Annotated in this window: 24 protein-coding genes and 5 pseudogenes; 16 read left to right on the top strand and 13 right to left on the bottom strand. The window is 64.6% G+C overall.

The features are described from left to right. Positions 1 to 581 precede the first annotated feature (581 nt). The 5 genes and pseudogenes from ACIRRA_RS30955 (at position 582) to ACIRRA_RS30975 (ending at position 2,708) form a co-directional block, all read left to right on the top strand. Positions 582 to 1,178 carry a TetR/AcrR family transcriptional regulator gene (locus ACIRRA_RS30955; protein ID WP_402775419.1) on the top strand — a complete coding sequence of 199 codons (597 nt, stop codon included), beginning with the start codon at positions 582 to 584 and terminating at the stop codon, positions 1,176 to 1,178. Continuing rightward, positions 1,156 to 1,220 (top strand): annotated as a pseudogene (locus ACIRRA_RS30960) (hypothetical protein); the annotation flags it as partial. The gene ACIRRA_RS30955 and the pseudogene ACIRRA_RS30960, both read left to right, overlap by 23 nt. A 36-nt stretch (positions 1,221 to 1,256) precedes the next feature. Further along, the gene (locus ACIRRA_RS30965; protein WP_402775422.1) at positions 1,257 to 1,640 is read left to right on the top strand and encodes a class I SAM-dependent methyltransferase; all 384 of its coding nucleotides are present in this window, start codon (positions 1,257 to 1,259) and stop codon (positions 1,638 to 1,640) included. 110 nt (positions 1,641 to 1,750) lie between these two features. Then, positions 1,751 to 2,380: a DUF2867 domain-containing protein gene (locus ACIRRA_RS30970; protein ID WP_402775424.1), complete on the top strand. Its 630-nt coding sequence runs from the start codon at positions 1,751 to 1,753 to the stop codon at positions 2,378 to 2,380. Further along, positions 2,373 to 2,708: an alpha/beta fold hydrolase gene (locus ACIRRA_RS30975; RefSeq protein ID WP_402775427.1), complete on the top strand. Its 336-nt coding sequence runs from the start codon at positions 2,373 to 2,375 to the stop codon at positions 2,706 to 2,708. Before ACIRRA_RS30970 ends, ACIRRA_RS30975 begins: the two co-directional genes overlap by 8 nt. Positions 2,709 to 2,867: 159 nt before the next feature. On the opposite strand, the gene ACIRRA_RS30980 is transcribed toward ACIRRA_RS30975, so the two are convergent. Beyond that, positions 2,868 to 3,308, bottom strand: a complete 441-nt coding sequence (locus tag ACIRRA_RS30980) for a PaaI family thioesterase (RefSeq protein WP_402775430.1) — start codon at positions 3,306 to 3,308, stop codon at positions 2,868 to 2,870. A gap of 189 nt (positions 3,309 to 3,497) precedes the next feature. On the opposite strand from ACIRRA_RS30980, the gene ACIRRA_RS30985 reads away from it, so the two are divergent. Further along, positions 3,498 to 4,073, top strand: coding sequence for a 3-keto-5-aminohexanoate cleavage protein (locus tag ACIRRA_RS30985; RefSeq protein WP_402775433.1), 576 nt, complete (start codon positions 3,498 to 3,500; stop codon positions 4,071 to 4,073). 242 nt (positions 4,074 to 4,315) lie between these two features. Next, entirely contained in the window at positions 4,316 to 4,480 is a 165-nt protein-coding gene (locus ACIRRA_RS30990) for a hypothetical protein (RefSeq protein ID WP_357011843.1), read from the top strand. Positions 4,481 to 4,627: 147 nt separating this feature from the next. On the opposite strand, the gene ACIRRA_RS30995 is transcribed toward ACIRRA_RS30990, so the two are convergent. Next, positions 4,628 to 5,431: a thioesterase family protein gene (locus ACIRRA_RS30995; RefSeq protein WP_402775436.1), complete on the bottom strand. Its 804-nt coding sequence runs from the start codon at positions 5,429 to 5,431 to the stop codon at positions 4,628 to 4,630. Positions 5,432 to 5,651: 220 nt separating this feature from the next. On the opposite strand from ACIRRA_RS30995, the gene ACIRRA_RS31000 reads away from it, so the two are divergent. Beyond that, positions 5,652 to 6,059 carry a VOC family protein gene (locus ACIRRA_RS31000; protein ID WP_402775438.1) on the top strand — a complete coding sequence of 136 codons (408 nt, stop codon included), beginning with the start codon at positions 5,652 to 5,654 and terminating at the stop codon, positions 6,057 to 6,059. Positions 6,060 to 6,276: 217 nt separating this feature from the next. On the opposite strand, the gene ACIRRA_RS31005 is transcribed toward ACIRRA_RS31000, so the two are convergent. Continuing rightward, the gene (locus ACIRRA_RS31005) at positions 6,277 to 7,557 is read right to left on the bottom strand and encodes a hypothetical protein (RefSeq protein ID WP_402775440.1); all 1,281 of its coding nucleotides are present in this window, start codon (positions 7,555 to 7,557) and stop codon (positions 6,277 to 6,279) included. 82 nt (positions 7,558 to 7,639) lie between these two features. On the opposite strand from ACIRRA_RS31005, the gene ACIRRA_RS31010 reads away from it, so the two are divergent. After that, positions 7,640 to 7,894: an acyl carrier protein gene (locus ACIRRA_RS31010; protein WP_402775443.1), complete on the top strand. Its 255-nt coding sequence runs from the start codon at positions 7,640 to 7,642 to the stop codon at positions 7,892 to 7,894. Here ACIRRA_RS31010 and ACIRRA_RS31015 read toward each other — a convergent pair. Continuing rightward, the gene (locus ACIRRA_RS31015) at positions 7,891 to 9,351 is read right to left on the bottom strand and encodes a class I adenylate-forming enzyme family protein (RefSeq protein WP_402775445.1); all 1,461 of its coding nucleotides are present in this window, start codon (positions 9,349 to 9,351) and stop codon (positions 7,891 to 7,893) included. The genes ACIRRA_RS31010 and ACIRRA_RS31015 overlap by 4 nt on opposite strands. A gap of 42 nt (positions 9,352 to 9,393) precedes the next feature. Here ACIRRA_RS31015 and ACIRRA_RS31020 point away from each other — a divergent pair, with 42 nt between their 5' ends. Next, positions 9,394 to 9,867, top strand: a complete 474-nt coding sequence (locus ACIRRA_RS31020; RefSeq protein ID WP_402775446.1) for a hypothetical protein — start codon at positions 9,394 to 9,396, stop codon at positions 9,865 to 9,867. Positions 9,868 to 9,997: 130 nt separating this feature from the next. On the opposite strand, the gene ACIRRA_RS31025 is transcribed toward ACIRRA_RS31020, so the two are convergent. After that, positions 9,998 to 10,852 (bottom strand): SDR family oxidoreductase, encoded by an 855-nt coding sequence (locus tag ACIRRA_RS31025; protein ID WP_402775449.1) that lies wholly within the window; start codon positions 10,850 to 10,852, stop codon positions 9,998 to 10,000. Positions 10,853 to 10,932: 80 nt separating this feature from the next. Here ACIRRA_RS31025 and ACIRRA_RS31030 point away from each other — a divergent pair, with 80 nt between their 5' ends. Both ACIRRA_RS31030 and ACIRRA_RS31035 read left to right on the top strand, forming a co-directional pair. Beyond that, complete coding sequence (locus tag ACIRRA_RS31030; protein WP_402775452.1) at positions 10,933 to 11,358, top strand: MarR family winged helix-turn-helix transcriptional regulator; 426 nt, start codon at positions 10,933 to 10,935, stop codon at positions 11,356 to 11,358. Between the two features lie 118 nt (positions 11,359 to 11,476). After that, entirely contained in the window at positions 11,477 to 11,908 is a 432-nt protein-coding gene (locus ACIRRA_RS31035) for a hypothetical protein (protein ID WP_402775454.1), read from the top strand. Between the two features lie 174 nt (positions 11,909 to 12,082). Here the strand turns inward: ACIRRA_RS31035 and ACIRRA_RS31040 are convergent. After that, a pseudogene (locus ACIRRA_RS31040) lies at positions 12,083 to 12,589 on the bottom strand (RNA polymerase subunit sigma-24); the annotation flags it as partial. Positions 12,590 to 12,602: 13 nt separating this feature from the next. Between ACIRRA_RS31040 and ACIRRA_RS31045 the strand changes: the two are divergent. Next, positions 12,603 to 13,521: pseudogene (locus ACIRRA_RS31045) on the top strand (IS5 family transposase). Here ACIRRA_RS31045 and ACIRRA_RS31050 read toward each other — a convergent pair. The 3 genes and pseudogenes from ACIRRA_RS31050 to ACIRRA_RS31060 form a co-directional block, all read right to left on the bottom strand. After that, positions 13,518 to 13,973: a hypothetical protein gene (locus tag ACIRRA_RS31050; RefSeq protein ID WP_402775456.1), complete on the bottom strand. Its 456-nt coding sequence runs from the start codon at positions 13,971 to 13,973 to the stop codon at positions 13,518 to 13,520. The pseudogene ACIRRA_RS31045 and the gene ACIRRA_RS31050 overlap by 4 nt on opposite strands. Before the next feature lie 139 nt (positions 13,974 to 14,112). Next, positions 14,113 to 14,787: pseudogene (locus ACIRRA_RS31055) on the bottom strand (DUF6596 domain-containing protein); the annotation flags it as partial. After that, a pseudogene (locus ACIRRA_RS31060) lies at positions 14,784 to 15,020 on the bottom strand (YciI family protein); the annotation flags it as partial. The pseudogenes ACIRRA_RS31055 and ACIRRA_RS31060, both read right to left, overlap by 4 nt. Before the next feature lie 66 nt (positions 15,021 to 15,086). Between ACIRRA_RS31060 and ACIRRA_RS31065 the strand changes: the two are divergent. Beyond that, entirely contained in the window at positions 15,087 to 15,647 is a 561-nt protein-coding gene (locus tag ACIRRA_RS31065) for a DUF3237 domain-containing protein (protein WP_402775459.1), read from the top strand. Positions 15,648 to 15,887: 240 nt separating this feature from the next. Here ACIRRA_RS31065 and ACIRRA_RS31070 read toward each other — a convergent pair whose 3' ends face one another. Next, the gene (locus tag ACIRRA_RS31070) at positions 15,888 to 16,910 is read right to left on the bottom strand and encodes a D-alanyl-D-alanine carboxypeptidase family protein (RefSeq protein ID WP_402775462.1); all 1,023 of its coding nucleotides are present in this window, start codon (positions 16,908 to 16,910) and stop codon (positions 15,888 to 15,890) included. Positions 16,911 to 17,993: 1,083 nt separating this feature from the next. On the opposite strand from ACIRRA_RS31070, the gene ACIRRA_RS31075 reads away from it, so the two are divergent. Further along, a complete protein-coding gene (locus ACIRRA_RS31075; RefSeq protein ID WP_402775465.1) occupies positions 17,994 to 18,410 on the top strand; it encodes a DoxX family protein in 417 nt (138 codons plus the stop codon). A 193-nt stretch (positions 18,411 to 18,603) separates the two neighbouring features. On the opposite strand, the gene ACIRRA_RS31080 is transcribed toward ACIRRA_RS31075, so the two are convergent. The 3 genes from ACIRRA_RS31080 to ACIRRA_RS31090 all read right to left on the bottom strand — a co-directional run bounded on the left by ACIRRA_RS31080 (position 18,604) and on the right by ACIRRA_RS31090 (position 20,809). After that, complete coding sequence (locus ACIRRA_RS31080) at positions 18,604 to 19,218, bottom strand: class I SAM-dependent methyltransferase (protein ID WP_402775467.1); 615 nt, start codon at positions 19,216 to 19,218, stop codon at positions 18,604 to 18,606. A 156-nt stretch (positions 19,219 to 19,374) separates the two neighbouring features. Further along, a complete protein-coding gene (locus ACIRRA_RS31085) occupies positions 19,375 to 19,791 on the bottom strand; it encodes a nuclear transport factor 2 family protein (protein ID WP_402775470.1) in 417 nt (138 codons plus the stop codon). Positions 19,792 to 19,888: 97 nt separating this feature from the next. Then, entirely contained in the window at positions 19,889 to 20,809 is a 921-nt protein-coding gene (locus tag ACIRRA_RS31090; protein WP_402775473.1) for a LysR family transcriptional regulator, read from the bottom strand. 140 nt (positions 20,810 to 20,949) lie between these two features. Between ACIRRA_RS31090 and ACIRRA_RS31095 the strand changes: the two genes are divergently transcribed. After that, on the top strand, positions 20,950 to 22,344 hold the full coding sequence (locus tag ACIRRA_RS31095; RefSeq protein ID WP_402775475.1) for an MFS transporter: 1,395 nt from the start codon (positions 20,950 to 20,952) through the stop codon (positions 22,342 to 22,344). The last annotated feature ends 8 nt before the right edge of the window (positions 22,345 to 22,352 follow it).

The following is a 22,352-nucleotide window of genomic DNA, read 5'->3' on the forward strand; positions in this document are numbered from 1 at the left end:
CGCTACAGGATCCGCGACCATCGGCGCTGCCGATGGCGGGATGGCAATTGCTCCACCGGTCCTCGATGCCCTCGTGGCGGTAGTGCCACATCAGGCCCGGCAGCACAACACCGGCGGCCCGCCGGGCATGCTCGTTCATCGCCGGGACTCCGCAGTGCTGGTACATGACATGTGACGTGAGACGGAAGTTGTTGCGAGACCATCGAATCGACCGACGGACTCGTTGTGGACCTTGTTCTTGTGGACCTGTTCGCTGTGGATCCGCCCGCGCAGAAAGCGAACGTATCGGCTGTGGTGGCTCCTCGGCGCCGTGCCCGGAACCAGGGCGGTCTCAGCGAGGTCGAGTGAGTCCTCCAACGCGGCGTCGTGCAGCCAGCGCCACATGAGGGACCAGGTGAACCGATCCTTTCCGCGGGTTCGCGCAACCCCACCCTCGCCCTTCCGATCGGGCTGCCGAGGGGGTTCCAGTGCGGGGTGTGCAGGGAGGCCAGCATATTCAGCGTGGTTATACGGTTACGTATAATCCGAGGTTGGGGCCGTTATGTGGTTCCGTACAACATTGGAGTGAGGTGGATCTCGACATGGGCTCGCTGCGCACACCGCGCGAAGCATGGATCGACGCGGGGCTGAGGGCATTGGCCACCGGGGGTGTCGATGCGGTGCGCGTCGAGGTGCTCGCCAAGACCCTCGGGGTTACGAAGGGCGGGTTCTACGGCTACTTCTCCGATCGCGAGGCGCTCCTGACGGGGATGCTGGACACCTGGGAGCGCGAAGCGGTCGACGATGTGCTCGCGGAGGTCGAGCGGGCCGACGGCAACGCGCTCGACAAGGCCCAGTTGGCCGGTCGTCTCACCTTCTCCAACGACCGGTTGCTGCCCATCGATCTGGCCATCCGTGACTGGGCTCGCCGCGACGCCTCGATCTCCGAACGTCTTCGCCGGGTGGACAACCGGCGCATGGAGCTGCTGCGCGACGCGATCGGTACCGTCTGCTCGGATCCCGACGAGGTCGAGGCCCGCAGCTTGCTCGCCTTTTGCGCGGCCATCGGCAGCCATTTCCTCGCCGCCGACCATCCCGGTCGTACCCGCGAAGAGGTCATCGCCCGCGCCGGCGACCTGATCCTGAGTAGGGGCGTGCGAGATGGCAATCGACCGAATGCCGCAGGGCAAAAGCGTTGAGGTGCACGGGATCTTTCAGAAGATCGCCGGGTACTACGATCGGATGAATTTCGTCTTGACCGTCGGTCGTCATACCCGATGGTGGAGTCGTTCGACGCGATCACCGAGGGCTATCCGCCGCGCAATGTCGAGGACCCCGCGGGAGTGCTCCGCGAACAGCACCGGGTTCTCGAGCCCGGCGGCCGCATCATCATCCTCGAAACCTGCCCGCGCAGTGGACCGGTGAAGCCGATCATGGAGTGGGGGATGTGCGCGATCGTCTCGCTGCTGAGGCAGGTCGTGTCCGGTGACGGGTCATCTTGCGCCTATCTCGAATCCCGCACGCGCGCTTTCGAATCGCCACAACAGGTCGCTGATCTGTTGAGCCGAATGGGTTTTCACGACATCGGCTGGAACACAAAGTTTTTCGGCACGAACGTCATCCTGTGGGCCACCGAGTCGCGTAAAGGATCCCGAGGGTGATCAGTCGAACGGGCCCGTGTTGTGGCGCATCTCTCCATAGGTTGTACGCACCCGTATAACTGCTCTACCGTCCTGTTATACGCAACCGTATAACCCCTCAGGAGACGGCGATGTCCAGGCAACTTCCCGAAATCGAGCACACCGCCCGCCCGTGGCGCATCCACGAGATCACGCCCGATTTCCGGATCGAGGACGTGTGGGCGTTTCGCACACCCGGGGCCGGGCCGGACGACTTCCCCGTCATGCGCGACGCGCTGCGGGTGGCCGGCGGGCTCTCCCGCAACCCTCCGCTGGTCGCGTTGCTGTTCGCGGTGCGCTGGAAGCTCGGTGCGTTGTTCGGCTGGGACAGGCCCGAGGAGGGCATGGCGGGTCGGGTCGGGTCGCTGTGTGACCGCCTGCCGGATGATCTGTGGCAGCCCCGAGCCGGGGAGCCGGTTGGCGACACCCCGTTCACCGCCGTGTACGAACTCCACGACGAATCCGCCGACGAGCTCGCGAACAAGACAGTGCACACGGTGATGCACCTCGGGTGGGTCCAGGCCGAGACCGGTGAGTACGAGTTGCGAATGGCGGCCCTGGTCAAGCCGAACGGCCTGTTCGGGCGGTTGTATATGGCCGGGATCGCGCCGTTCCGTCATCTGATCGTCTATCCGGCACTGACGCGGCGATGGGAACGCGCCTGGCGCGAGCGGGCACACCAGGATGCCGGACGGGTCGCGCGTGCCGGGGAATGTGAATGATCGGCGCGAGAAGCTGAACGTAACCGAGGGCGTGCTGCCGCACGGTCTGCCGTATCGCGCCCTCGGGTCGGGGCGGCCGCTGCTGTTTCTGCGCTGGTTCACCCAGGATCACACCAATCCCACAGGGCCGCTGCGTCTCTCGGAGCTCGAGGTGCTGGCACCGCTCGCCCGGCATTTCCGGGTGTTCGCGGTGTCACGAGCGCCGGGAATGGCGGCGGGCGCCACGATGGCCCAGATCGCGGCCGAACACACCGACGCGATCAGAGCCGAGTTCGGCACGGCCGTAGACATTCTCGGAGTCTCGTCGGGTGGTTCGATCGCCCTGTAGCTTGCCGCCGATCACCCGGATGTGGTGCGCGACGCGTCGTCCGGTGACACAGCCCGAAGCGGTCGGGCAGCCCAGAAGAAACTATGCGGCAGCACTCGCGGCAGGCGATCGAAGCATGCATCACCTCGCCCCTGTCGCCTGTGCGGGAACGGCTGCCGATCAGGAGGACGGCATTGCCATGAGGGTGGCCTGCATGAGAGCCACCGGGCCCGCGCCGTAGGCGTCGGAAACGACTTCGGCGGTGCAGACAGTGAGGTTGCGGCCGGACCGCACGACCGTCGCCGTCGCTAGAAATCGCTGTCCCACAGCTGGACTCATCAGATTGACTTTGAATTCGACGGTGAGGATGTCGCGGTCGAGTGGTTGCAGCGACATGGCCGCATAGCCGCATGCGGAATCGGCCAGAGTGGTGATGGCACCGGCGTGAACGAATCCGTTCTGCTGGCACAGATCGTTGCGGAACGGCAATTCGAGAACGACGCGGCCGGGCGCCAGGCTTGCGATTCCGATCCCGAGTGTGGTGAGCAAGGTCTGGCGTCCGATACTTTCGCGCAGTCGTGCTTGCTGGGAAGGGCTCAGAGCGCCGGCGATGTCGGTCATTGCTGGAGCCTAGACGACATGGCGTGGGCAGCCGAGTTCCCTGAGCGCACGAACACGCGACGTATTCCTTGTCCGAGTGCGTGTCCACCAGCGTCGCGTCCAGGTCTATGGCCAGCGGATCGGCGGCAGTGAATTCTCAACCAGCGCCGCATGTTTCGCTGAGGCGAGGAACCCGATACTGATCGGGTCGTGGGCGCTGTAGCCGGATTCGTCGCGCGGATCGCTCCACACATCGGCCTGCCACACGCCGCTGTCGGGGCTGGCGATGTCGACCTGGCGTCACGCGGTCACAGAAGTACCTCACGTCGCGCGGCAGGGGTATCCCTTGGTGGTGCCCGGCGCGGGTGTCCAGGCTATGAACCTCGGCGGGTTGACCACCAGAGTGCACTTGGCCGCCGACAGTGCCAGAGGTTCACGACGATGGAGATGATCCGCAAGATGGTGCGGATCGCCGAGGAGCTTGGCCGACCGATCGCGACGCCTGAGCAAACACGCGAGATCCTCGAGCTCGGCGCCTGGTACAACACTGCCGAGAAGGCATTGTGCAACCACCTTCGAGGGCTTCCAAACCTTCGAAGAAGAAGGCAGAGTGCGGCAGCAGCCGCAGCCGGTCCTGCCATCCGCGACATTCTCCAACTGCGATACCGGCGTCGTGAGTCGGTAGTCGCGCAACGGATCTCTGCGTGGAGTGCGCTGTTCGGCTACCGCTCGCTGCCGGCGGTCTGTTTCCGTCTGCTGCGGCGACCTGCTTCAGAGTTCTGGTAGCCAGCAGTAAACTGTTACTGACGCCTTCCGCGGTACCAAATGACGTCTTGTCCGGTCGATGCTGCAGCTGTCGGCCAGTGTGAACGCGTGTTCCTGTCGGGACGCATCATGTACTTCACCAAGGAGCGAAATCGGGTGTCGCAAAGTCGATTCGGCATGTGACGCACTCGCTGACCCAGTCCGGTAGCTCGGCAACGCGGCCTGGTACACGGACGTCGTAGAGCTCGTTGTAAGGAAGCAAAATGTCTGGCAAGACCATCAAAACCCTAGCCGCGACAGTTATTGCCGCGCCCCTGCTCGTCCTCGCCGCGCCCGCGGCCACTGCCGATTCCGCCACTCCGGTCGACGGATCGTTCGGATCAGCTGCCTGGTGTTTCGACCTTGGCAGCGTCTACTGGTGCATATGAGTGAGCGTCCGAGAACTGGTGTTGGGTGTGTGACGCCCGAGATTCGAGTGAACTCCTGGTAGGGCAGTGATTGCTGAGATCAATCGCGGTACCAGGAGTTCTTCGGCTCGGTCAGCACTGGAAGCGGCACAAGAGGATGTTTGCAGATCAGGTTGCCGCCGACGCGTGACGTGTGTCCGTCACTTGTCGGCGAGCGTTTGCGACCGCAGTGACCACGCACGTACCCAGCCGACCGGCGCGATCGTAGAGCGTTGCGGTCCCGACCGCGATGCCGCCCCTCGCGATTTGATCCTGAGCCTGGAGCCCGAGCTCAGGGCCTTCCGGCAGGCGCGAGAGCGTCAATGTCATATCAGCGTTGATGTAACCGATCCCTGCCGATCCCCAGTGACATACAAAGTTCGTCGCATCGCCCATGGCGGCTGCCCGTTGAAACGGGGAGATCGGTTCGCCCTCGATAAGGGGAATCAGGTTATGCCACAATACTTTACAGTCTGCATTCTGGCCCGCGGAAAGGTTATCGGTCCAATCCGATTCGCCGAACTTGAGCAACGGTGGCTCGCCGTCGGGCGAGATCAGCCGAGCCTGCGGCGCGGGCAATGGGATACACGGCTGCCATGTCTGGCCCGGCGGCTCGGAAGCTGACGCCAGGAAGACCGCCGTTGCCCGGGCTCGCAGCTCACCCTGCTGGACGATCGAGGCGTCGGCGACAGTCACCCGGGTACCCTCACGAATCACGGCACTCTGCACGGAGATCGGTTCGTTCAGCACCGGGCGCAGCATGTCGACCGTGAGCCGGGCGGGGATGAAGCCCTCAGCGGGGCAATGCCTTTCAAGCTGGCGGGCCAGCAACCCACATACCGCAGGTCCGTTCACCTGCTTCGATGACCACTGACTCACGCCGTGACCCTGTGCTTCGTACTGCCCGTCACGCGTCACGAAGAACGAAACCACCGAGACCGGCCCCCTCCGTTTCCAGTTCGCCGACGCCTAGATTAGAACACGTTTCATCATCGGTATGAAGATCATTCAAGGCCCGGTCGGAGGCACGCCATTCGGCCGTTGCGGACGTTCTGCACCGCATCCAAATTCCGGCCGCCGGCGCCCCCGTGCATGCAGGTTCGGTCAGCGCGGTATGCGGACATTCGGAGCCGGGCCGCCCTACGCTCATGGAATGCATCTCGAGCTGATCACGATCATTGTCGAGGAGTACGACTCCGCCATCGAGTTTTTCGTCGGGACACTGGGTTTCGACCTGATCGAGAACTCGCCATCGTTCACGAATGATGGACGTCCCAAACGCTGGGTGGTCGTTCGCCCGCCCGCCGCTGCCACCGGAATCCTTCTCGCACAGGCGGACGGGGATAGGCAACGCGATGCGGTCGGAGATCAGGTCGCCGGGCGAGTCGGGTTCTTCCTCCGGGTCTCCGACTTCGTGGGCATGTATCGCCGAATGGTCAGTGCCGGTGTGAAGTTCGTAACCGAGCCGCGCACCGAACCCTACGGTCAGGTGGCCGTATTTCTCGACATCGCCGGAAACCGATGGGACCTGCTCGGGCCGGCCGAACCAGCATCGGCCTGACCGGCGAGAACCCAAGCGGCATCCGGGCAGTACGGCGCATTCGGCCGCTCGCGGCCTGGCCGGTCCAAGCAGCGCACGATGCGGCATGGATGTTCGAGATGTCATGTGGCTGAGGCCATGTCCGGATCATCCGGATACGCCGGAATGGATTGTTCGGCCACGTCGGTTTCCGGAGCTTCGTCCACGACACGGGGCGTGCCGCGACCGGCGCGGCGATTTATCCAGCACGTTCGAGCCGGGTCACCGCGTTGTCGGTGAGCCGACATACCTGATCGTCGCTCATCGCGATTGCCGCGTATCCGACACTGAGGTCGAGGCCACCGAGCCGCTCGCTGGCGATCACAAACAGTGACGGGCCGAACATGTCGAGCGAAACGGCCCTGGTGACGTCCTCGAGCGTGTAGGCGCCGTAACTGGCCTGAAGGCCGGACTCGCCTGTCGTGGTGACAGCAAGTCCGTCGAGGCGCCGGTTGTTCCGGAGCGTCGGACGGACTTCCTGCCGATACACTTCCCATTCCGGAAACTTCATGATCGAGGCGGACTCGTAGTCCTTGGCCAGTGCGGCGATCAGCTTGAACGAGGCGTCACGGGCCGTTGCCCAGAAGTCGTCGGTTATCGGGTGCTTGGTACGCAGGATGTCGACATAGCAACCGTAGGTCTCTTGCGGCAGCGCGAGATTACTGAGGCGACGGAGGTCGACCGTGGTCAACACGGTCATGACGTCGAGCCGGTACTGCTCGCGCATGGCGAGCAGGAAGGCTGCCGTTACCGCTCCGTGAAGCGTCGTTCTGTTGGCTTTGACGGCATTCTCGAGCGTTGCCGTGACCATGGGCTCGAGGTGACGGGCCAGTACTCGCGTTTCTTTCTTCGGATCGGGCACCCTCTGCTTGGGCAGCCGAATCGCTGGCGTATAGGTGGTCTTCTTGCCACTGCCAGACTTGTTGAGCAGGCTGGCCTCGATCGGCGGGGGCAGGGCGGTGTGGAGCGAGGGTTTCAGTTGCGCCGTGGCTGGGTCGGCGAGGAATTCGAGAAGCTGTCGAGCGAGCATGTTCGCGGACTGGGCGTCGAGCGTTGCGTGATCGGCGCAAATGACGATGTGGTTGAGGTCGGCGTCGGGCGACTGCCGCACCAGCGTTATCCGGAGGCGCGGATGGTTGCCCTTCGGGATCGGTGTGCGGATGTCGGAGGCGAAAACCTTGCGCCAAGCGTCTGGGTCGGTGTCGTCGAGCACCTTCACAGGGATCTCCGTTGTGCCCTCGGTGTCGAACCACGCCTGGCGATAGGCGAAGGGCGGCACGCGTCGCCAGACGATCTTGCCGTAGCGGATATGAGCGCGAAGGATAGGGTGCTGGGTCTGCAGCCAGGCGAGCGCGCGCTTCACCAGCGCCGGATCGAGGCGGCCGCGCACATGCAGCACGTGCATGGCGATCAGCACGCCACGGACATGAAAACTGTTGAGCAGTTGCTCCTTTCCGCCCAACGGGCGTGTGTCACCCAAGCCGTCCTCCCATGTTTTTCAAATACCACTTCAGGTCGCGATGAAATTGGCTATTATGCTGACTGTATAAGGGACTCGAGTGATGAACGATATCGAACGACCAATCGTCGAGTATATCTCCGCCATGGTGGCTGAAGCCGGAGGAGTGCCGGTCAATCGCGAGACCCCTTTGCTCGAGGCGGGCCTGCTGGATTCGATCAATTTGGTAAAGCTGGTGCATTTCCTCGAGGAGCGATTCAAGATCAGCATCCCTGACACGGAGATACGGGCGGAGCTGTTCGAATCGCCTGCGAACATAGCGGCCTATGTTTCGCAGCGAGCGACTCAGCCCGCCTAAAGCTCGCGCAGCTGCGCGCGGAGCACCTTGCCGGCCGGGCTCCGCGGCAGTGCGTCGATGAACGTGATCTCGGCTGGGACCTTCTGAACCGACAGCCTTGCGCGCGCATAGCGGATCAACTCATCGGCCGACACATCCGCCCCTCTGACGACAAACGCGATCAGCCGATTTCCATTGCGCGAGTCTGGGATACCCGCCACTGCGGCTTCGGTAACGGCAGGCGAAGTCATCAGCGTTTCCTCCACTTCGATAGGGTCGATCTTGTAGCCGGATACCTCGATCAGCAGCTTGCTGCGGCCACGGATGAAGATGCGACCTTCTTCATCGAGCGAGGCGAGATCGCCGGTCCTGAACCAGCCCTCGTCGAACGCCTGAGCATTGGCCACGGCATCGCCGAGATAGCCCCGCATGAGCGACGATGATCTTATTTCCATTTCGCCGACGTATGGGCCGAATTCGGTGTCGAATGGAACGATGCGGACCCTGGCTTCGCCCGCCGGCTTGCCCACCGAGGCCCAGCTTCCGTCGGGATCGACGGAGTTATTGTGCGAGAACATGATTGCCTCGGTCGAGCCGTAATCCTGACGAAGTGTTATACCAAGGCGCTCGCGCACCGCTTCGAAGATCGGCCGCTTCAGTGCGACACCGCCCGAGAAGGCCAGGCGCAGCCTGAGATCGAAACTGCCGGTCTGACCGGCGACGATCTCGTACATTGCCGGAACGGCACCCATGACGGTGACGCGCTCGCGGACCATGGTGTCGAGCAGCTTCTTCCGCGAAAGCGCCAGCGGCAGGGGATCGCTCCAATAGAGCGTCGTTGCACCGCCGGCGACGGCTTGCGTAGCGCCCAGTAGGAAGCCCATCGCGAAGTTGCCCGGCAGAATGTCGAGGACGATATCGTCGGGCTGAATTTCCCAGGCTGTGCTGGCTCGTTCACTGTCAGCGATGAGCTCGGCATGGGTGTGCGGTACCACCTTGGGCAACCCGGTCGAGCCGGACGAGAAGAGGTAGAGCGCCGTTGTATCGCCTGTCAGTTTCGGCAGCTGGGCGGTTGCATTTCCTTCGGACAGGGTGCTCGTCAGGAACAAGGGAGTGCCGAGTGCTGCATCTGTGATCAGCATCTCGGCAGCAGAGGAAAGGCCGGGAGTTGAGATGACTGCCCTGGGCCGTGCCTTTTGCGCGAGCATGGCAAGTTCGGATCGCGTGGCCGTCTCGCCCAGAGGCATCGCGATGGCGCCGATGGCGAAGAGCGCGTGGGCAGCTACGAAAAGATCGGGTGAGTTTGGAATCAGCAGAGCAACGGGATCGCCGCTCTCGATGCCACGTTCAATAAAGCCGACGGCGAGTCGGCCGATCCGCTCGACCAAAGCGGCGTAGGGCGTGAATACTTCGCCCTGCCGCAATCCGCTGGTGGTCGGTGCCCGCGCTGTCAGCGCTAGCAGATTGTCGTAGATCATCTCTACTCCGCGGGGTCGCCTCCTCTGATCGTAAGGATAGGAGTGGGATGCGGCATCTACAAGGCGTCGGCGATCATGCCTGTAGGTCAGGTGGAGATCGCGGGTATCGAACATCGAAGCTTCTGTCAGTTTCAGACCGAGCTTTTATCGTGGTTGCCATTGAACAGCCGGGTGCCGCCGCCAGAAGGACCAGCGAGACAAGGAGGCTCAGTTCGAGTACAGGCGATGGCAGCTCAATTCGCGCATGTCGCAATCGTTTTCCGTATCCGCGACGAGTTCTTCCCCGGTGACGGCTCGGAAGACGGCCTGACCTTCAAAATCTGGACATCCGAACCCGGTGCCGCGCGACTGCCGGTGATGGTGTGGATCCAGGGCGGCAGCTGTCTGGAAAACCGCACCCGCAACGCGCAATACGGCGGTGCCGTGCGCGCCGGGACCGGCGTGGTGAGCCCGGACGGCACTCGGCCCATTGATCCTTCGACGCTCCGCGCCGGCCGGTCTGAACAGCGCAGATGAGTGGGGTCAGCAGATGCCTGTTCGAAAGGGTGACCAGCCCGAGGAGGGCGCGTAGGTGTGGGCGGCGTGATGAATCGATGATTCGCTCGCCCACATCCGGCTACGACGTGCCTTGTTGCGGTTGGGTGGTTCACCCGATCCAGGTGCTGGTCATGTCCTGCACTTTCGCGCCGTCGAGGTCGGCGAGTTTGACAGCGACGAAGTTTCGGGCGGTGTCGGAGGTCTGAACTCGGAACGGGAGGTCGCTGGCGTCGAGTGCTTCGACGATGGCCTGGGCCGTGGATTCGGGAGATTGGGCGTTGGCGAAGGCGTTCTCGGTGCGCTTGCGGTAGGCGGCCAGCGCGGCAGCGTACGGTCCGGTCGCGTTCGTGGTCAGTGTTTCCCGTCCGCCGACGTTGGCGACGAATTCGCTGGCGACGGCACCGGGTTCGATGACGCTGACCGCGACGCCGGTCTGCGCGGCTACCGGGGCCAACGCTTCCATGAAGCCCTCGACGGCGAACTTCGCGGCGCAGTATGCCTCGTTGAACGGCTGTCCGATGACCCCGCCGACGCTGCTGACGGTCAGTACTCGTCCGTGTGTGGCGCGCAGTTGCGGGAGCGCGGCGCGGGTGACTTCGAGGACACCGAAGAAGTTGACCTCCATGACGGTGCGGATCTCGCCGATGTCCTCCAGTTCGAGGGTGCCCAGGTGGCCGGCGCCCGCGTTGTTGATCAGCGCGTCGAGGTGGCCGTGGTCATCGACGACGCCGGAGACGCAGCGATGGACGGAGGCCGGATCGGTGACGTCGAGCTGTCGGACCTCGACGTGGTCGGCGACGCCGTTGTGGCGGGCGAGCTCGACGAGGGCGGTCGAACGGGCGGTGTCGCGCATGGTGGCGATGACCTGCCAGCCGGAACGGGCGGCGTGGATAGCCGTGTGCATTCCGATGCCGGTCGAGGTGCCGGTGATCAGGACGGTTTTCCGGTCGATGGACGGGCTCATTGTGTTTCCTCCTGGCTATTGGTTATGAACCATAATCATAATACACCATAATCATGATGGGGTATCGCTATAGTGGGGGCATGTCGAGCGAGCAGGAGCAGCGGGAACTGACGGCCGAGGTGTTGGGGCTGTTCGCGGCGATCAATCGCCGCTACGCCACCGAGGCGGAGGCGGCGGCCGGCGCCCACGGGTTGACGCCCATGCAGGCCAAGGCGCTGCTGGCGGCACAGGAACCGGTCGTGACCCGGCGGATCGCCGAATATCTGCACGCCGAGCCGTCGAATGTCACCGCGCTCGTCGACAAATTGCAGTCCCGGGGCCTGATCGAGCGCCGGGAGAATCCGGATGACCGGCGAGTCCGCCTGGTCGCGGCGACCGAGCAGGGCAGACGCGTCGCCGCGGACCTACGAGCCCGCATGCCCTTCGCCAGCCGACCGCTGGCTCAGCTGAGCGGCGAGCAACAACACCAACTCCGCGCCCTGCTCACCATCCTGCTCACCGACTGATCGTCAACCGATCAACTGCCGCGGCCGTCACCGCCGGCACCCGTCGAGCAGCTCCGGTCGAGCTGGTCGAGTACCTGCGTGACATCGCGGACTCGGACGCGCCAGATGTCCTGCTCGGGTGAAAGCCGGTGTCCTGCTTGCCACTACCGGCCTCGGCGGCGACACACTGACCCCGTTCGCCGCCGAGAACTTCTCCTTCATGAACCCCGACTTCGACAACCTGACCACGCCGACCCTCGTGGTCGCGGGCGATCACGATCAATCCCATCTCTCGACCCGCGGCCCCGACTGGTTCACCGACGTCTACGTCTACAGCCCCGGAGCCCAAAGCCTGCTCACCATCTTCGGCGGCGATCACTCACTCGGCGGAATCCATGGCTACAACGCCAACGACACCACCGACGAAAGCCCCGCCCGCGTCGCGCTGATCAGGGAGGCGTCTCGGGCCTTCCTCCGCAGCGCCCTCGGAATCGATGACATGGAATGGAAGCAGACGCAGGCCGATCTCGCGCAGGCCATTGATCCGATCGGCCGCATCGACCACAAGTAGACGAACCCATAGCAAGGCCATCCACGGAACCGGCTGCGCCAATGATCCAATCCGCCAGGGATTCTCGATACGCTCTGTCGGCTGATCCGACTGGCAAACGTCGGCGTGGACTGATCAGTGCTTTCGCACGGGGCTGCCAGTAGAAAGCCGAGTGTGGCTGTGCGGCAACCAGGCTCAAGGCCGCAACATCTGCCGGACCCGGGCTGCCTCGCGGGTGAGGTGGTCGCGCTCAGGCAGATTGGTAGCTGCGTGGGATGCTTCGGCGTACAGGGCGGCGGCCTGTTCGAGGTCGCCGGCGCGTTCGTGGAGGTAGGCGCGGACTGCGGTGTGGCGGGGGAGTTCTGGGTCCAGTTCGGCCAGCGCGGCCAGGCCGGCGCGGGGTCCGTCCGCTTCGCTCAGTGCCACGGCGCGGTTCAGCCGCACTACCGGGCTGGCGGTGAGGAGTAGCAGTTCGTCGTACCACTCCACGATCTGTACCCAGTCTGTCTCGGCAGTGCTCGGGGCATCGGCGTGCAGGGCGGCGATCGCGGCCTGAGCCTGGTATTCGCCCAGCCGGTCGCGGGCCAACGCGGTCTGCAGAATCGTGACCCCCTCGGCGATAAGGCATGTGTCCCAACGGGATCGGTCCTGCGCCGCGAGCGGCACTAGGGTGTGTCTCCCGAATATTCGGGTCTTGACCGGCGAAGATTGACCGGTGACGCGGTTGGGTTTGATTTCTGATGAGTTCTGGGTGGTTGTCGAACCGGTGATGCCGTCGGATAAGGGCAAGCGAGGCAACAGGTTCGGTGATCACCGGTTGATGCTGGAGGGGATCGCCTGGAGATTCCGCACAGGCACTGCGTGGCGGGACCTGCCCGCTGTTTTCGGGCCGTGGCAGACGGTGTGGAAGCGGCATCACCGGTGGTCTTTGGATGGCACCTACGACGAGATGTTCGCCCGGGTAGCGGTCGTGTTCGGGTTCGACGCCGGGATGGCTGGTGACGTGGAGAAGCTGTTGTCGGTGGACTCGACGAGCGCGCGGGCGCATCAGCATGCCGCCGGTGCGCGGTCAGACACCCTCGCCACAGGGGGCTCTGTCGAATTACAAGAAAGCCGCCGATGAGCCCGCGGACCATGCGCTGGGCCGCTCGCGGGGCGGGTTGACCACGAAGATCCATGCCCTGGCCGATCAGCGCCAGGCCCCGGTCGCGGTCCGGTTGACCGCCGGCCAAGCCGGAGACAATCCCCAACTGGTGGGTTTGCTCGACGATTACGCTCGGACCCGTCGCGGGGCGGGTGAGCCCGGCCGCGACTTCCGGCTGCTCGGCGACAAGGCATACTCGCATCCCAGCACACGAACCGAATTGCGTTCCAGGAGAATCAAACACACCATCCCTGAGCGCAAAGACCAGATCGCCCGACGCAAGGCGAAAGGGTCAGCCGGAGGCCGGCCACCTGCGTTCGACGCCGAACTCTACGGTCTGCGCAACACCGTCGAACGAGGCTTCAATCGGCTCAAGCAATGGCGAGGCATCGCGACCCGCTACGACAAGTACGCGCTGACCTACCTCGGTGGGGTTCTGCTGGCCTGCGCTGTCATTCACGCCCGCATCGGGACCAGCAGAACAGCCTAGATCGATCCGGGCTCACCGGTGGCCGCGAATCGAACGACAGACCGGTGGATCAAATCGAGAAACTCTGTCAGGTTTTCGGTGACTCTCTCGAAGCCACCGCTGAAGGAGGCAGCGCTCGAACGGTGAACGGCTCCTTCCGAATCGGCCGCGAACAAGATGCCCCCGCCATCTGAAGCGAACACCAAGCCGTGCGGATTCCCGGCTGCTGGCAGGACTATGGTGCCTTCCTCCCGGTAATGTCCCAACGTCAGCTGAGCCGGATGGATGAAGTAGCCGTTTCCGATGTCACTCAGTACGACTTCACCCACGTAACCATAAAAGGCCATCAAGTCAGCGGCTGCTACCGGCATAGTGGCCAGCTCGGTGACCGCAGCCAAATCAGCTTCGTCCACAAGGCGAACCTTGTTCTCACCGGCCGGGTAGCCGAAAGTCGCCTCGAACGAGCTGGTCACCCTCCGCACCTCGGCCGTGACCTCATCGCACCACCGCGATAGCCAACCTGCCGACAAATCCGCCTGACCCACAACCCGAATCCTCGCACGCCGGACTCATCAGCCCATCGAATGGCTCAGGCTATTGGGAGACACACCCTAGGCGACCGCCCGGGCCGGTGCGAGACGCCCGGCGAGCATGATGCAGCAGTATCAGCGCGAGCAGCCCCGAGACCTCGGGCTCGTCGGTCGAGACGGCGAGCTGGCGGGTGAGGCGGATGGCTTCGGCCGCCAGGTCGATGTCTCAGCTGTAGCCCTCGTTGAAGACGAGGTAGAGCACGCGCAGCACCGTCGTGAGGTCGCCGGGCCGGTCGAGTGGCAGTCCGGTGATCCGCCGCTTGGCGCGGCTGATCCGTTGCGCCATAGTCGCTTCCGGGACGAGATAGGCCGAGGCTATCTGCCGGGTCGTCAGGCCGCCGACAGCGCGCAAGGTCAACGCGACGGCCGACCCGGGGGACAGGGACGGGTGCGCGCACAGGAAATACAGCCACAGCGTGTCGTCGGTGGCGGACACCGGACCTGCCGGGGGCTCGATCTCCATGGCGAGTTCCCTTTCCCGCCGGGATGTTTCGGCGCGGGCGGCATCGAGGAACTTGCGCCAGGCAGCCGCGACGAGCCAGGCCTTGGCATCGCGCGGTGGATTGTCCGGCCAGGTTTCCAGTGCCCGGATCAGCGCCTCCTGTACCGCATCCTCGGCCGCGGCGAAGTCGGCTCCGCGGCGGACGAGGACGCCGATCACCGCGGGTACGAGTTCGCGTAGCAGCGACTCGTTCACTCGGTGACCGTGGGTGACGCGGTGAGAAGCGGTCGTAGCTCCAGCCATTCCTGGATCGGCTTCCCGCCCGCGCCCGGAGCCGCGGACAGCTCACCGGCCAGCTCGAGCGCCCGCTCGTAGGTATCGACGTCGATGATCATCCACCCGGCGATCAGATCCTTGGTCTCCGCGAACGGGCCATCGGTGACCGGTGGGCGACTTTCGCCGTCGGAGCGGACGAACGTGCCCTTCGGCGGAGCCAGCAGCTCCTGGCTGGCCGGGAGGATTTATAAAACATATGATCGTACGTATAGTTTGTTGTGTCGACGGTGGATGCGCGGGTCTTCTCGCGAAAGCTGTTCGGCAACAACATGAATCGAAGGAAGGGGAGGGTCGTGGACGCACGTGTCAAGGATGTCGGTGCAATCGAGACGAGATACCTGTTCGACACGGTGGCTGATCTGAGCCCGCGGCTGAGTATTGGGGGGCCGCTGGGTGGTCGGACTGTATTCGGTTGTGCTGGTGGATCATTCGAGGGGCCGAAGATTCGCGGGGAGGTGTTGCCGGGTGGTGGCGATTGGGGTCTGTACCGACCCGACGGGAATCTGCATCTCGACGTGCGGCTGACCCTTCGCACCCACGACGGCGACCTGGTGTACCTGTATTACGGCGGACGATGGATCATCCCGCCGGAATTGCTGAGCCAGATCCGAGATCCCGCCGTCAACCGGCAGGTCGATCCCGCCAGCTATTACTGGCGGTCGAATGTTCTGTTCGAGACCGGATCGCGGAACTACTCGTGGCTCAACGACATTGTTGCCGTGGGATCGGGATATCTGGTCGACGACGGAGTCGCGTACCGGGTGTCCGAGGTTCTCTGAAAGATTCTGCTGCGGGTGCCGGGCCGCCGTACCCAGCGGCAGGTTCGGATATTGGCGGCCGTCGGTACGGCCCGAACGAAGAGTCGAAGCACGGATACGAGCCGAAGTGCCCGGCAACGGACGTGACGAAATTTGCCATCTCCCGGTGCCGCGGAACATCAAGGGCGCGAGTTTATTTCGTGCCCTTGATGTTCCGCGCGGCACCGGCGGGGATTCATAGGCGGCCTGCGGTATTCGGTGCTAACCGATCGGCAGCGCGGTGAAGATAGGGTCGTAGGCCCAGTTCAGCAGGCGCTCAGCGTCTTCCTTCGCGGCGCGGCCGCTGCCGGGTGAGCTGTGCAGGACCACTCCGATCAGCGGTATTCCAGCCCGAACCGTTTCGAACAGCAGGCAGGCTCCCGCGGAGTCGGTGGATCCGGTTTTGATGCCGATGGTGCCGGGATATTCGCGCAGCAGCAGGTTCGTGGTCTGCCAGTGGTGCTCGCGATTGTCCGGGCCGGCCGGCAGGTGATAGCTCTCCGACCCGGCGATCTCGCGGAACACCGGCAGGCTCATCGCGCGCAGGCCGAGCGCCACCAGGTTCGCCGGTGTGGAGTAGGTGGAGTAGTCGGTGGGGGAGGGCAGGCCGCTCGGATCGGTGAAATGGGTTCCCGCCAGGCCCATTTGACCCGCGGTATCGTTCATTTTGGCGATGAAGCCGTCTTGGCCGGGCCCGTAGGCATCGGCCAGGGTATAGGCCGCGTCGCAGCCCGACGGCAGCATCATCGCGTACAGGGCCTGTCGCGTGGTGAACACTTCGCCGGGGACCAGGCCCGCACGGCTTCCGTCGTTCCTGGCGCAGTAGGAGATGCTCTCCGGCGGCACGGTGACCGTCCGGTCGAGGTCGCCGGCATTGATGACGACCAGCGCCGTCATCACCTTCGCGATGCTGGCTATCGGAACCGGCGTGTTCGGCTCTCGCGACCACAGCATCGTGCCGATGATTCCGTCTGCCAGCTCTGCCCCCGGCGCCTGTATTCCGTCCGGCTCGGAACTCGGCCAGGGCAACAGGCCATTCGGGGCACTCGCGGCGGGGGCGGCCGCGACGCCATGACTGACCGCCACAACCAGCGCCCCTGCGGCGACAGCGTGCAACAATCGAGCAAATGTGGGCATGCCCACATCCTGCCTTTCAATACCTATGATCTGGGGGATTTCCTTGCCGTGATTATCGCGGAATTCGGGCCGCGGCGTACACATGGCTAACGAATGCTTCGTGCCCATAATCCTCTCTTGTGCCCGCCCGCTCAACGGTGCTGGCAGGGCTGTTCGAGTCAGCGCCGATTGTGCTTCTCCTGGTTCCGTGGATGTCGAATTGTGTTGCCCCTGAAGCCGATTCGTCGGTCAGGGGCATCGGATCGAATTCGGTGCCGTATGAGCCATGCCGCAGAACGAATGGTGCTCTGGCGGTATCGGTGCCGACGAGGAAGCTGTGGGAGTGTCGGTTTCGGCATGGGAAAGACCATTGGGTCGGGGAGAGTCGATTTGGCATTCCGTGGGAGAAGACCCCGGAGTCGGCGGCGATTATCTCGTGGCGGAATACTGCTTAATCGGTTGGCCGCTGGGCTGTCATCTGCCGGTGGTTCGGTCGAACCCGGCCGCCTCGAGTTCGCCGCGGATTCGGTCGATGTCGAAGTATCCGTAGGGCGTCCGGCGGAAGAACTCGAGCGGCTCGTCGGGTGCTGCCGCGCAGAGCGCCTCGGTGATGACCAGGGCTACGGCGCTCGGAGACCAGTCGGGCTGCGGCCGCCGCCATCATGGGTTCGTTCAGATCGGTTGCCACGATGTCGTGACACCCCAGCCGCGCGAGTTCCCTGGTCGGCGCCCAGGTCCCGGCGGCCGTTTCGAGGTTGGTTCCAGGATGTCGATCTCGAGGGCTGACCTCCACCCCCGGGCGAGAGCTCCGTTCCGAACCACCGACTGCTCGGTTTTGCCGGATTTGTCGTTGCGTGAACCTTTGGCCGGCCCCGTACGTAAGAAGAGAGAAGAGCAACGCATTCGACGCTTGCATCAGGTGGAAGAATCTCGCATCTGATGCAATTGCCTCGGCTGGTGTTTCGTGAGACCCCCCCGACCGGCGGAACACCAGCACCGAGGTCCTTCGCCGCGACGATCGTCATTGCCGTTGTGACGTGGTAGTGGCCGTGGTGTCGATCATGTGAGTGGCCCCTATCAGCGTGCGGCAGTTGTGGGTTGAGGTTGGCTGGGCTCGTGTCACTGGACGCGAGTGCATACGCACCTCCCGCACGCACCACGGGAGCTCCACTGGGCGTGTCACATTTCAGCCGTGCGGGTGGTCATGGCGGTATGACTATTGCGCACACCTGGCCCGGATGGGTCGCGACCGGTTTCCTGTGGTTCCTCGCCCTCGAGTTCATGATGGGGGCGGTGACCAAGTTCTGGCCCGGGCCGACGTTTTTCGGGCCTGCCTACTCGATCAAGTTCGCGGAGTGGGGGTGGCCCGCCTGGTTCCGGTTTGTGGTCGGCGGGATCGAGGGTGCGTGTGCGCTGCTGTTGGTGATCCCGTTCCACGAGGCTCGATTCCTCGGCGCCGCGGTGCTGATACTGGTGCTGACCGGCGCCGTGGTCACGCACATCATCAACCACCACGGGCCCAAGGAGAGCTTCGCGGCACCGGTGCACCTGGTCGTCATGGCGATCGTCGCCCTCGCGACATGGCCGACTCACGGGATGGACGTGCTTCGGCCCGGGCAGTGGTCGTAGCCGAATGTCGCGGTGGGCGAATTGGATTCGCTCACCGCGACATTCGTGCTGACAGCGTCGGCAACTCCGAGCGTAGGCCGCGTGCCACTGCGCCGGAGATGGATGCCCTGGATCGGTACAGCAGGGTGTTCGGTGTTGCAGCGGACCGAATGGCGACCGGTCACGGTTGGGAGTTCCCGGGGCCGAGCAGGTTTCACTCTGCTCGGGAGAACACCGCCACCAGAAAGTCGGACTGGTCGGTGAATGGGCGTAGATCCCACGTCGAAAGCCGCAAATCCACTGTGAGTCCGGCGTTCTCGGCGTCGGTCAGGAACTGCGGGAACTCGTAGCCGCGGTCGGCTCCGAAACCTGTGACCACTCGGCCGCCTGGGGCGAGGTTGCGGGCGAATCCGGCCAGCACCGCCTCTCGGGTGGAGGGCGCCAGAAACGTCATCACGTTCCCCGCGCACACGATGACGTCGAAGTCGGCGGTGATGTTGCGGGCCGGCAGGTCCAGTTCGGCGAGATCACCGACAATCCAGGTCGGGCCGGGATGGTCGTGCTCTGCGGCAGCGATCAATACCGGATCGACGTCGACCCCGACCACGACGTGACCCGCTCGGTGCAGGTAGCCACCCACACGCCCAGGGCCACACCCCGCATCCAGGACCCGGCTACCGCGGTCGAGCATCGCGTCGATCAGCCGCGCCTCCCCGACGATATCTGCGCCCTCGGCCGCCAATCTCCTGAACCGCTCCACGTACCACGTCGAATGCGCGGGGTCGGCAGCGGTGAGCTCCTCCCAATGGCTGGGGGTACGTCCGCTCATGGTTGGTTCCTCCTCGATCGGGTCCGTGCCCGATCCACTGTGCCATCGTCGCGCCGAGGTCCAACCGGTCGGTCCCATCTCCCTCTTTCGACCCGGGCCATGCCTCCTCCTTCGCCCCGGGCGCCGCCCTCGCGATCGTGGGATCGTGCCCGGTGATCAGGCGTTCTCGGCCAGAGCGGCCAGGACCGCCGAGGTGTCGTGATAGTAGGGCCGGAATTCGGTGATCAGACCGTCCTGGAAGCTGATCCATTGCAGCAGAGAGGTTTCCAGTACCCGTCCGGTGCGCCGGGCACGCAGGCGTCCTCGGCTGTAGACGACGACCTGTTCCCCCTCGTTGAGGAACCGCTGCTCGTCGAACCACAGGCCGTCCCAGCTGGCTCCCATAGCGGCGAGGAATTCGCGCATGCCGTCATGCCCGTGCCACTGCCCGCCGTAGGGCAGGCTCGGGGCCTGGTGCATCACCACATCCGGCGCCAGACACCGAGCCATCCGCTCGAACCCGGCCTCCTCGGAGAGGTAGGCGGCCTCGGCCGCGTAGAAGGACCGCAGGGTGGTCATCGCATCCGTTGTCATGCTCTCGATGGTCACCGACGCTCACCGCCCACGCTGGCGAGAATCGGCCGCGGTGTCGCGATGCCCGTGGGTAAGTCGGATACCGGTTCGAACGCCGTCAGTGATCCGGTGGGGTGGGTGAACCCATGAGCATGTCGCGGTGGGTGTCCACCTGCTCGCGCAGCGCCTCGACGATCGCGGCGACTTCGGGGCGGCGCAGGGCTTCCGGGCGCGCGACGAGCCAATAGGTCAGGCGCACCGAGATTTCCGGCAGCACGCGGACCAGGTCGGCGTGCCGGTCGGCCATGAAGCAGGGGAGCAGTCCCAGTCCGGCGTCGGCCCGGGTCGCCTCCACGTGCACGAAAACATTGGTGGAGGAGATGGATTCGCGCATGGCGGGCGCGAAGGTGGGGGCCAGGTCGAGGTCGTCGACCTGGAGCATGGAGTCGATGAAGTAGACCAGCGGGTGGCGGGACAGGTCTTCGAGAGCCTCCGGGGCGGGGTGGTCGGCGAGATAGCCGTGGGAGGCATAGAGCCCGAGCGTGTACTCGCCCAGGGCGATGGCGCGGGCGCGGCGCAGCTGCGGTTTGCCCACCACCACTTCGATATCGAAACCCGACCGCTGTAGGGACGCCAGCCGGGTGGCGGTGACGATCTCGACCGACAGCCCGGGATGGCGGCGCTGCACCCTCGCGATGGCGGGCGCGGCCACGTAGGCGCTGAACCCGTCGGTGGCCGACATGCGCACCACGCCTTCGAGTTCCGGGGTGTCGGAGGTCAGCGAGCGGACCGCGGACTCGATGGCCTCGGCCGCGGTGAGCGCCTCCCGGCCCAGATCGGTGAGCTCCCATCCGCTGGCACCGCGAATCAGCACCCGGCCGCCGAGCGCCTGCTCCAGCGCCGCGATGCGCCGCGAGATGGTCGTGTGGTTGATGCCCAGTTCCTCGGCCGCCGAGACGTAGCGGCCGGTGCGGCCCACCGCGAGCAGCACCAGCAGATCGTCGGGGCTGGGGCGGCTTGTGGTGGAGGTCACGCTCATTTCTGCATTCTTGCAGATTGCGGCTGCGGATCTGGGCATTGCGGCTGCGTTGAATGTGCACGAATACTCCTTGGCATCGAAGTATGTGGGCCGCATCACAGATGAGGGGTGAGGCGGCCCGAGCGTGAAGGAGTTGCGCGATGAGCCTCCCGGATACCGAACCGGAAGCGGGCGGCGGCCTGGCCGGATTGCGGCGCGTGGTCGCCGCCTCCATGGCGGGGACCGTGGTCGAGTGGTACGAATTCTTCCTCTACGGCACCGCGGCAACGCTGGTGTTCAACAAGGTGTTCTTCGCCAAGGGCACCAGCGACCTGGACGCCATCCTGGCGGCCTTCATCACCTACGCGGTCGGCTTCGCGGCACGGCCGTTGGGCGGTATCGTCTTCGGGCACTTCGGCGACAAGTACGGGCGCAAGAAGCTGCTGCAGCTGAGCCTGATCCTGGTCGGCGCGGCCACCTTCCTGATGGGCTGCCTGCCGACCTTCGGGCAGGTCGGCTATCTGGCCCCGGTGCTGCTGGTGGTGCTGCGATTCATCCAGGGCTTCGCGGTCGGTGGTGAGTGGGGCGGCGCGGTGCTGCTCGTCGCCGAGCACAGTCCGAGCCGTAGCCGCGCGTTCTGGGCGTCGTGGCCGCAGGCGGCGGTGCCGGTGGGCAATATGCTCGCGACCATCGCGCTGCTGGTGCTGACCTCGACGCTGTCCGACGCGGCGTTCCTGTCCTGGGGCTGGCGGGTGGCCTTCTGGCTGTCGGCGGTGGTGGTGCTGATCGGCTACTACGTGCGCACCAAGATCACCGACGCGCCGATCTTCGTGGCCACGCAACAGCTGGCCGAGCAGGAGAAGGCGAACTCCTTCAGCGCGCTGGAGGTGTTGAAGCGGTACCCGCGAGGTGTGCTCACCGCCATGGGGCTTCGGTTCGGCGAGAACGTTTTCTATTATCTCGTGGTCACTTTCAGCATCACGTATCTGAAAGTCCATGTGGGAGCGAACACCAAGGTGATCCTGTGGTGGTTGCTCGCGGCGCACACCGTGCACTTCCTGGTCATCCCGCTGGTCGGGCGGCTCAGCGATCGCATCGGGCGGCGGCCGGTCTACCTGGTCGGTGCGCTCGCCGCCGCCACCTGGGGCTTCTTCGCCTTCCCGATGATGGACAGCAAGCACAACGCGGTCATCCTGTGCGCCGTCATCATCGGGCTGGTGTTCCACGCCTTCATGTACTCGGCGCAGCCGGCCATCATGGCCGAGATGTTCCCCACCCGCATGCGGTATTCCGGTGTGTCCCTGGGCTATCAAGTGACCTCGCTGGTGGCGGGGTCGCTCGCGCCCATCATCGCGGTGCGGCTGCTGGAGTCCTACAAATCCTCGGTACCGATCGCCTGGTACCTGGCGGCCTCGGCGGCGGTGACCGTGGTGGCGGTGCTCTTCGCCCGCGAGACCAAGGGCGCCGACCTGGCGGCCATCGACCGGGCCGACGCGGAAAGCATGGCAGCGCAGCGCAATTCGACGCACGACAGTGCAGAGGTGAAGGTGGCATGACAGAGACG

The sequence above is a fragment of the Nocardia sp. NPDC101769 genome (assembly GCF_044766925.1).
Classification (GTDB): Bacteria; Actinomycetota; Actinomycetes; order Mycobacteriales; family Mycobacteriaceae; genus Nocardia.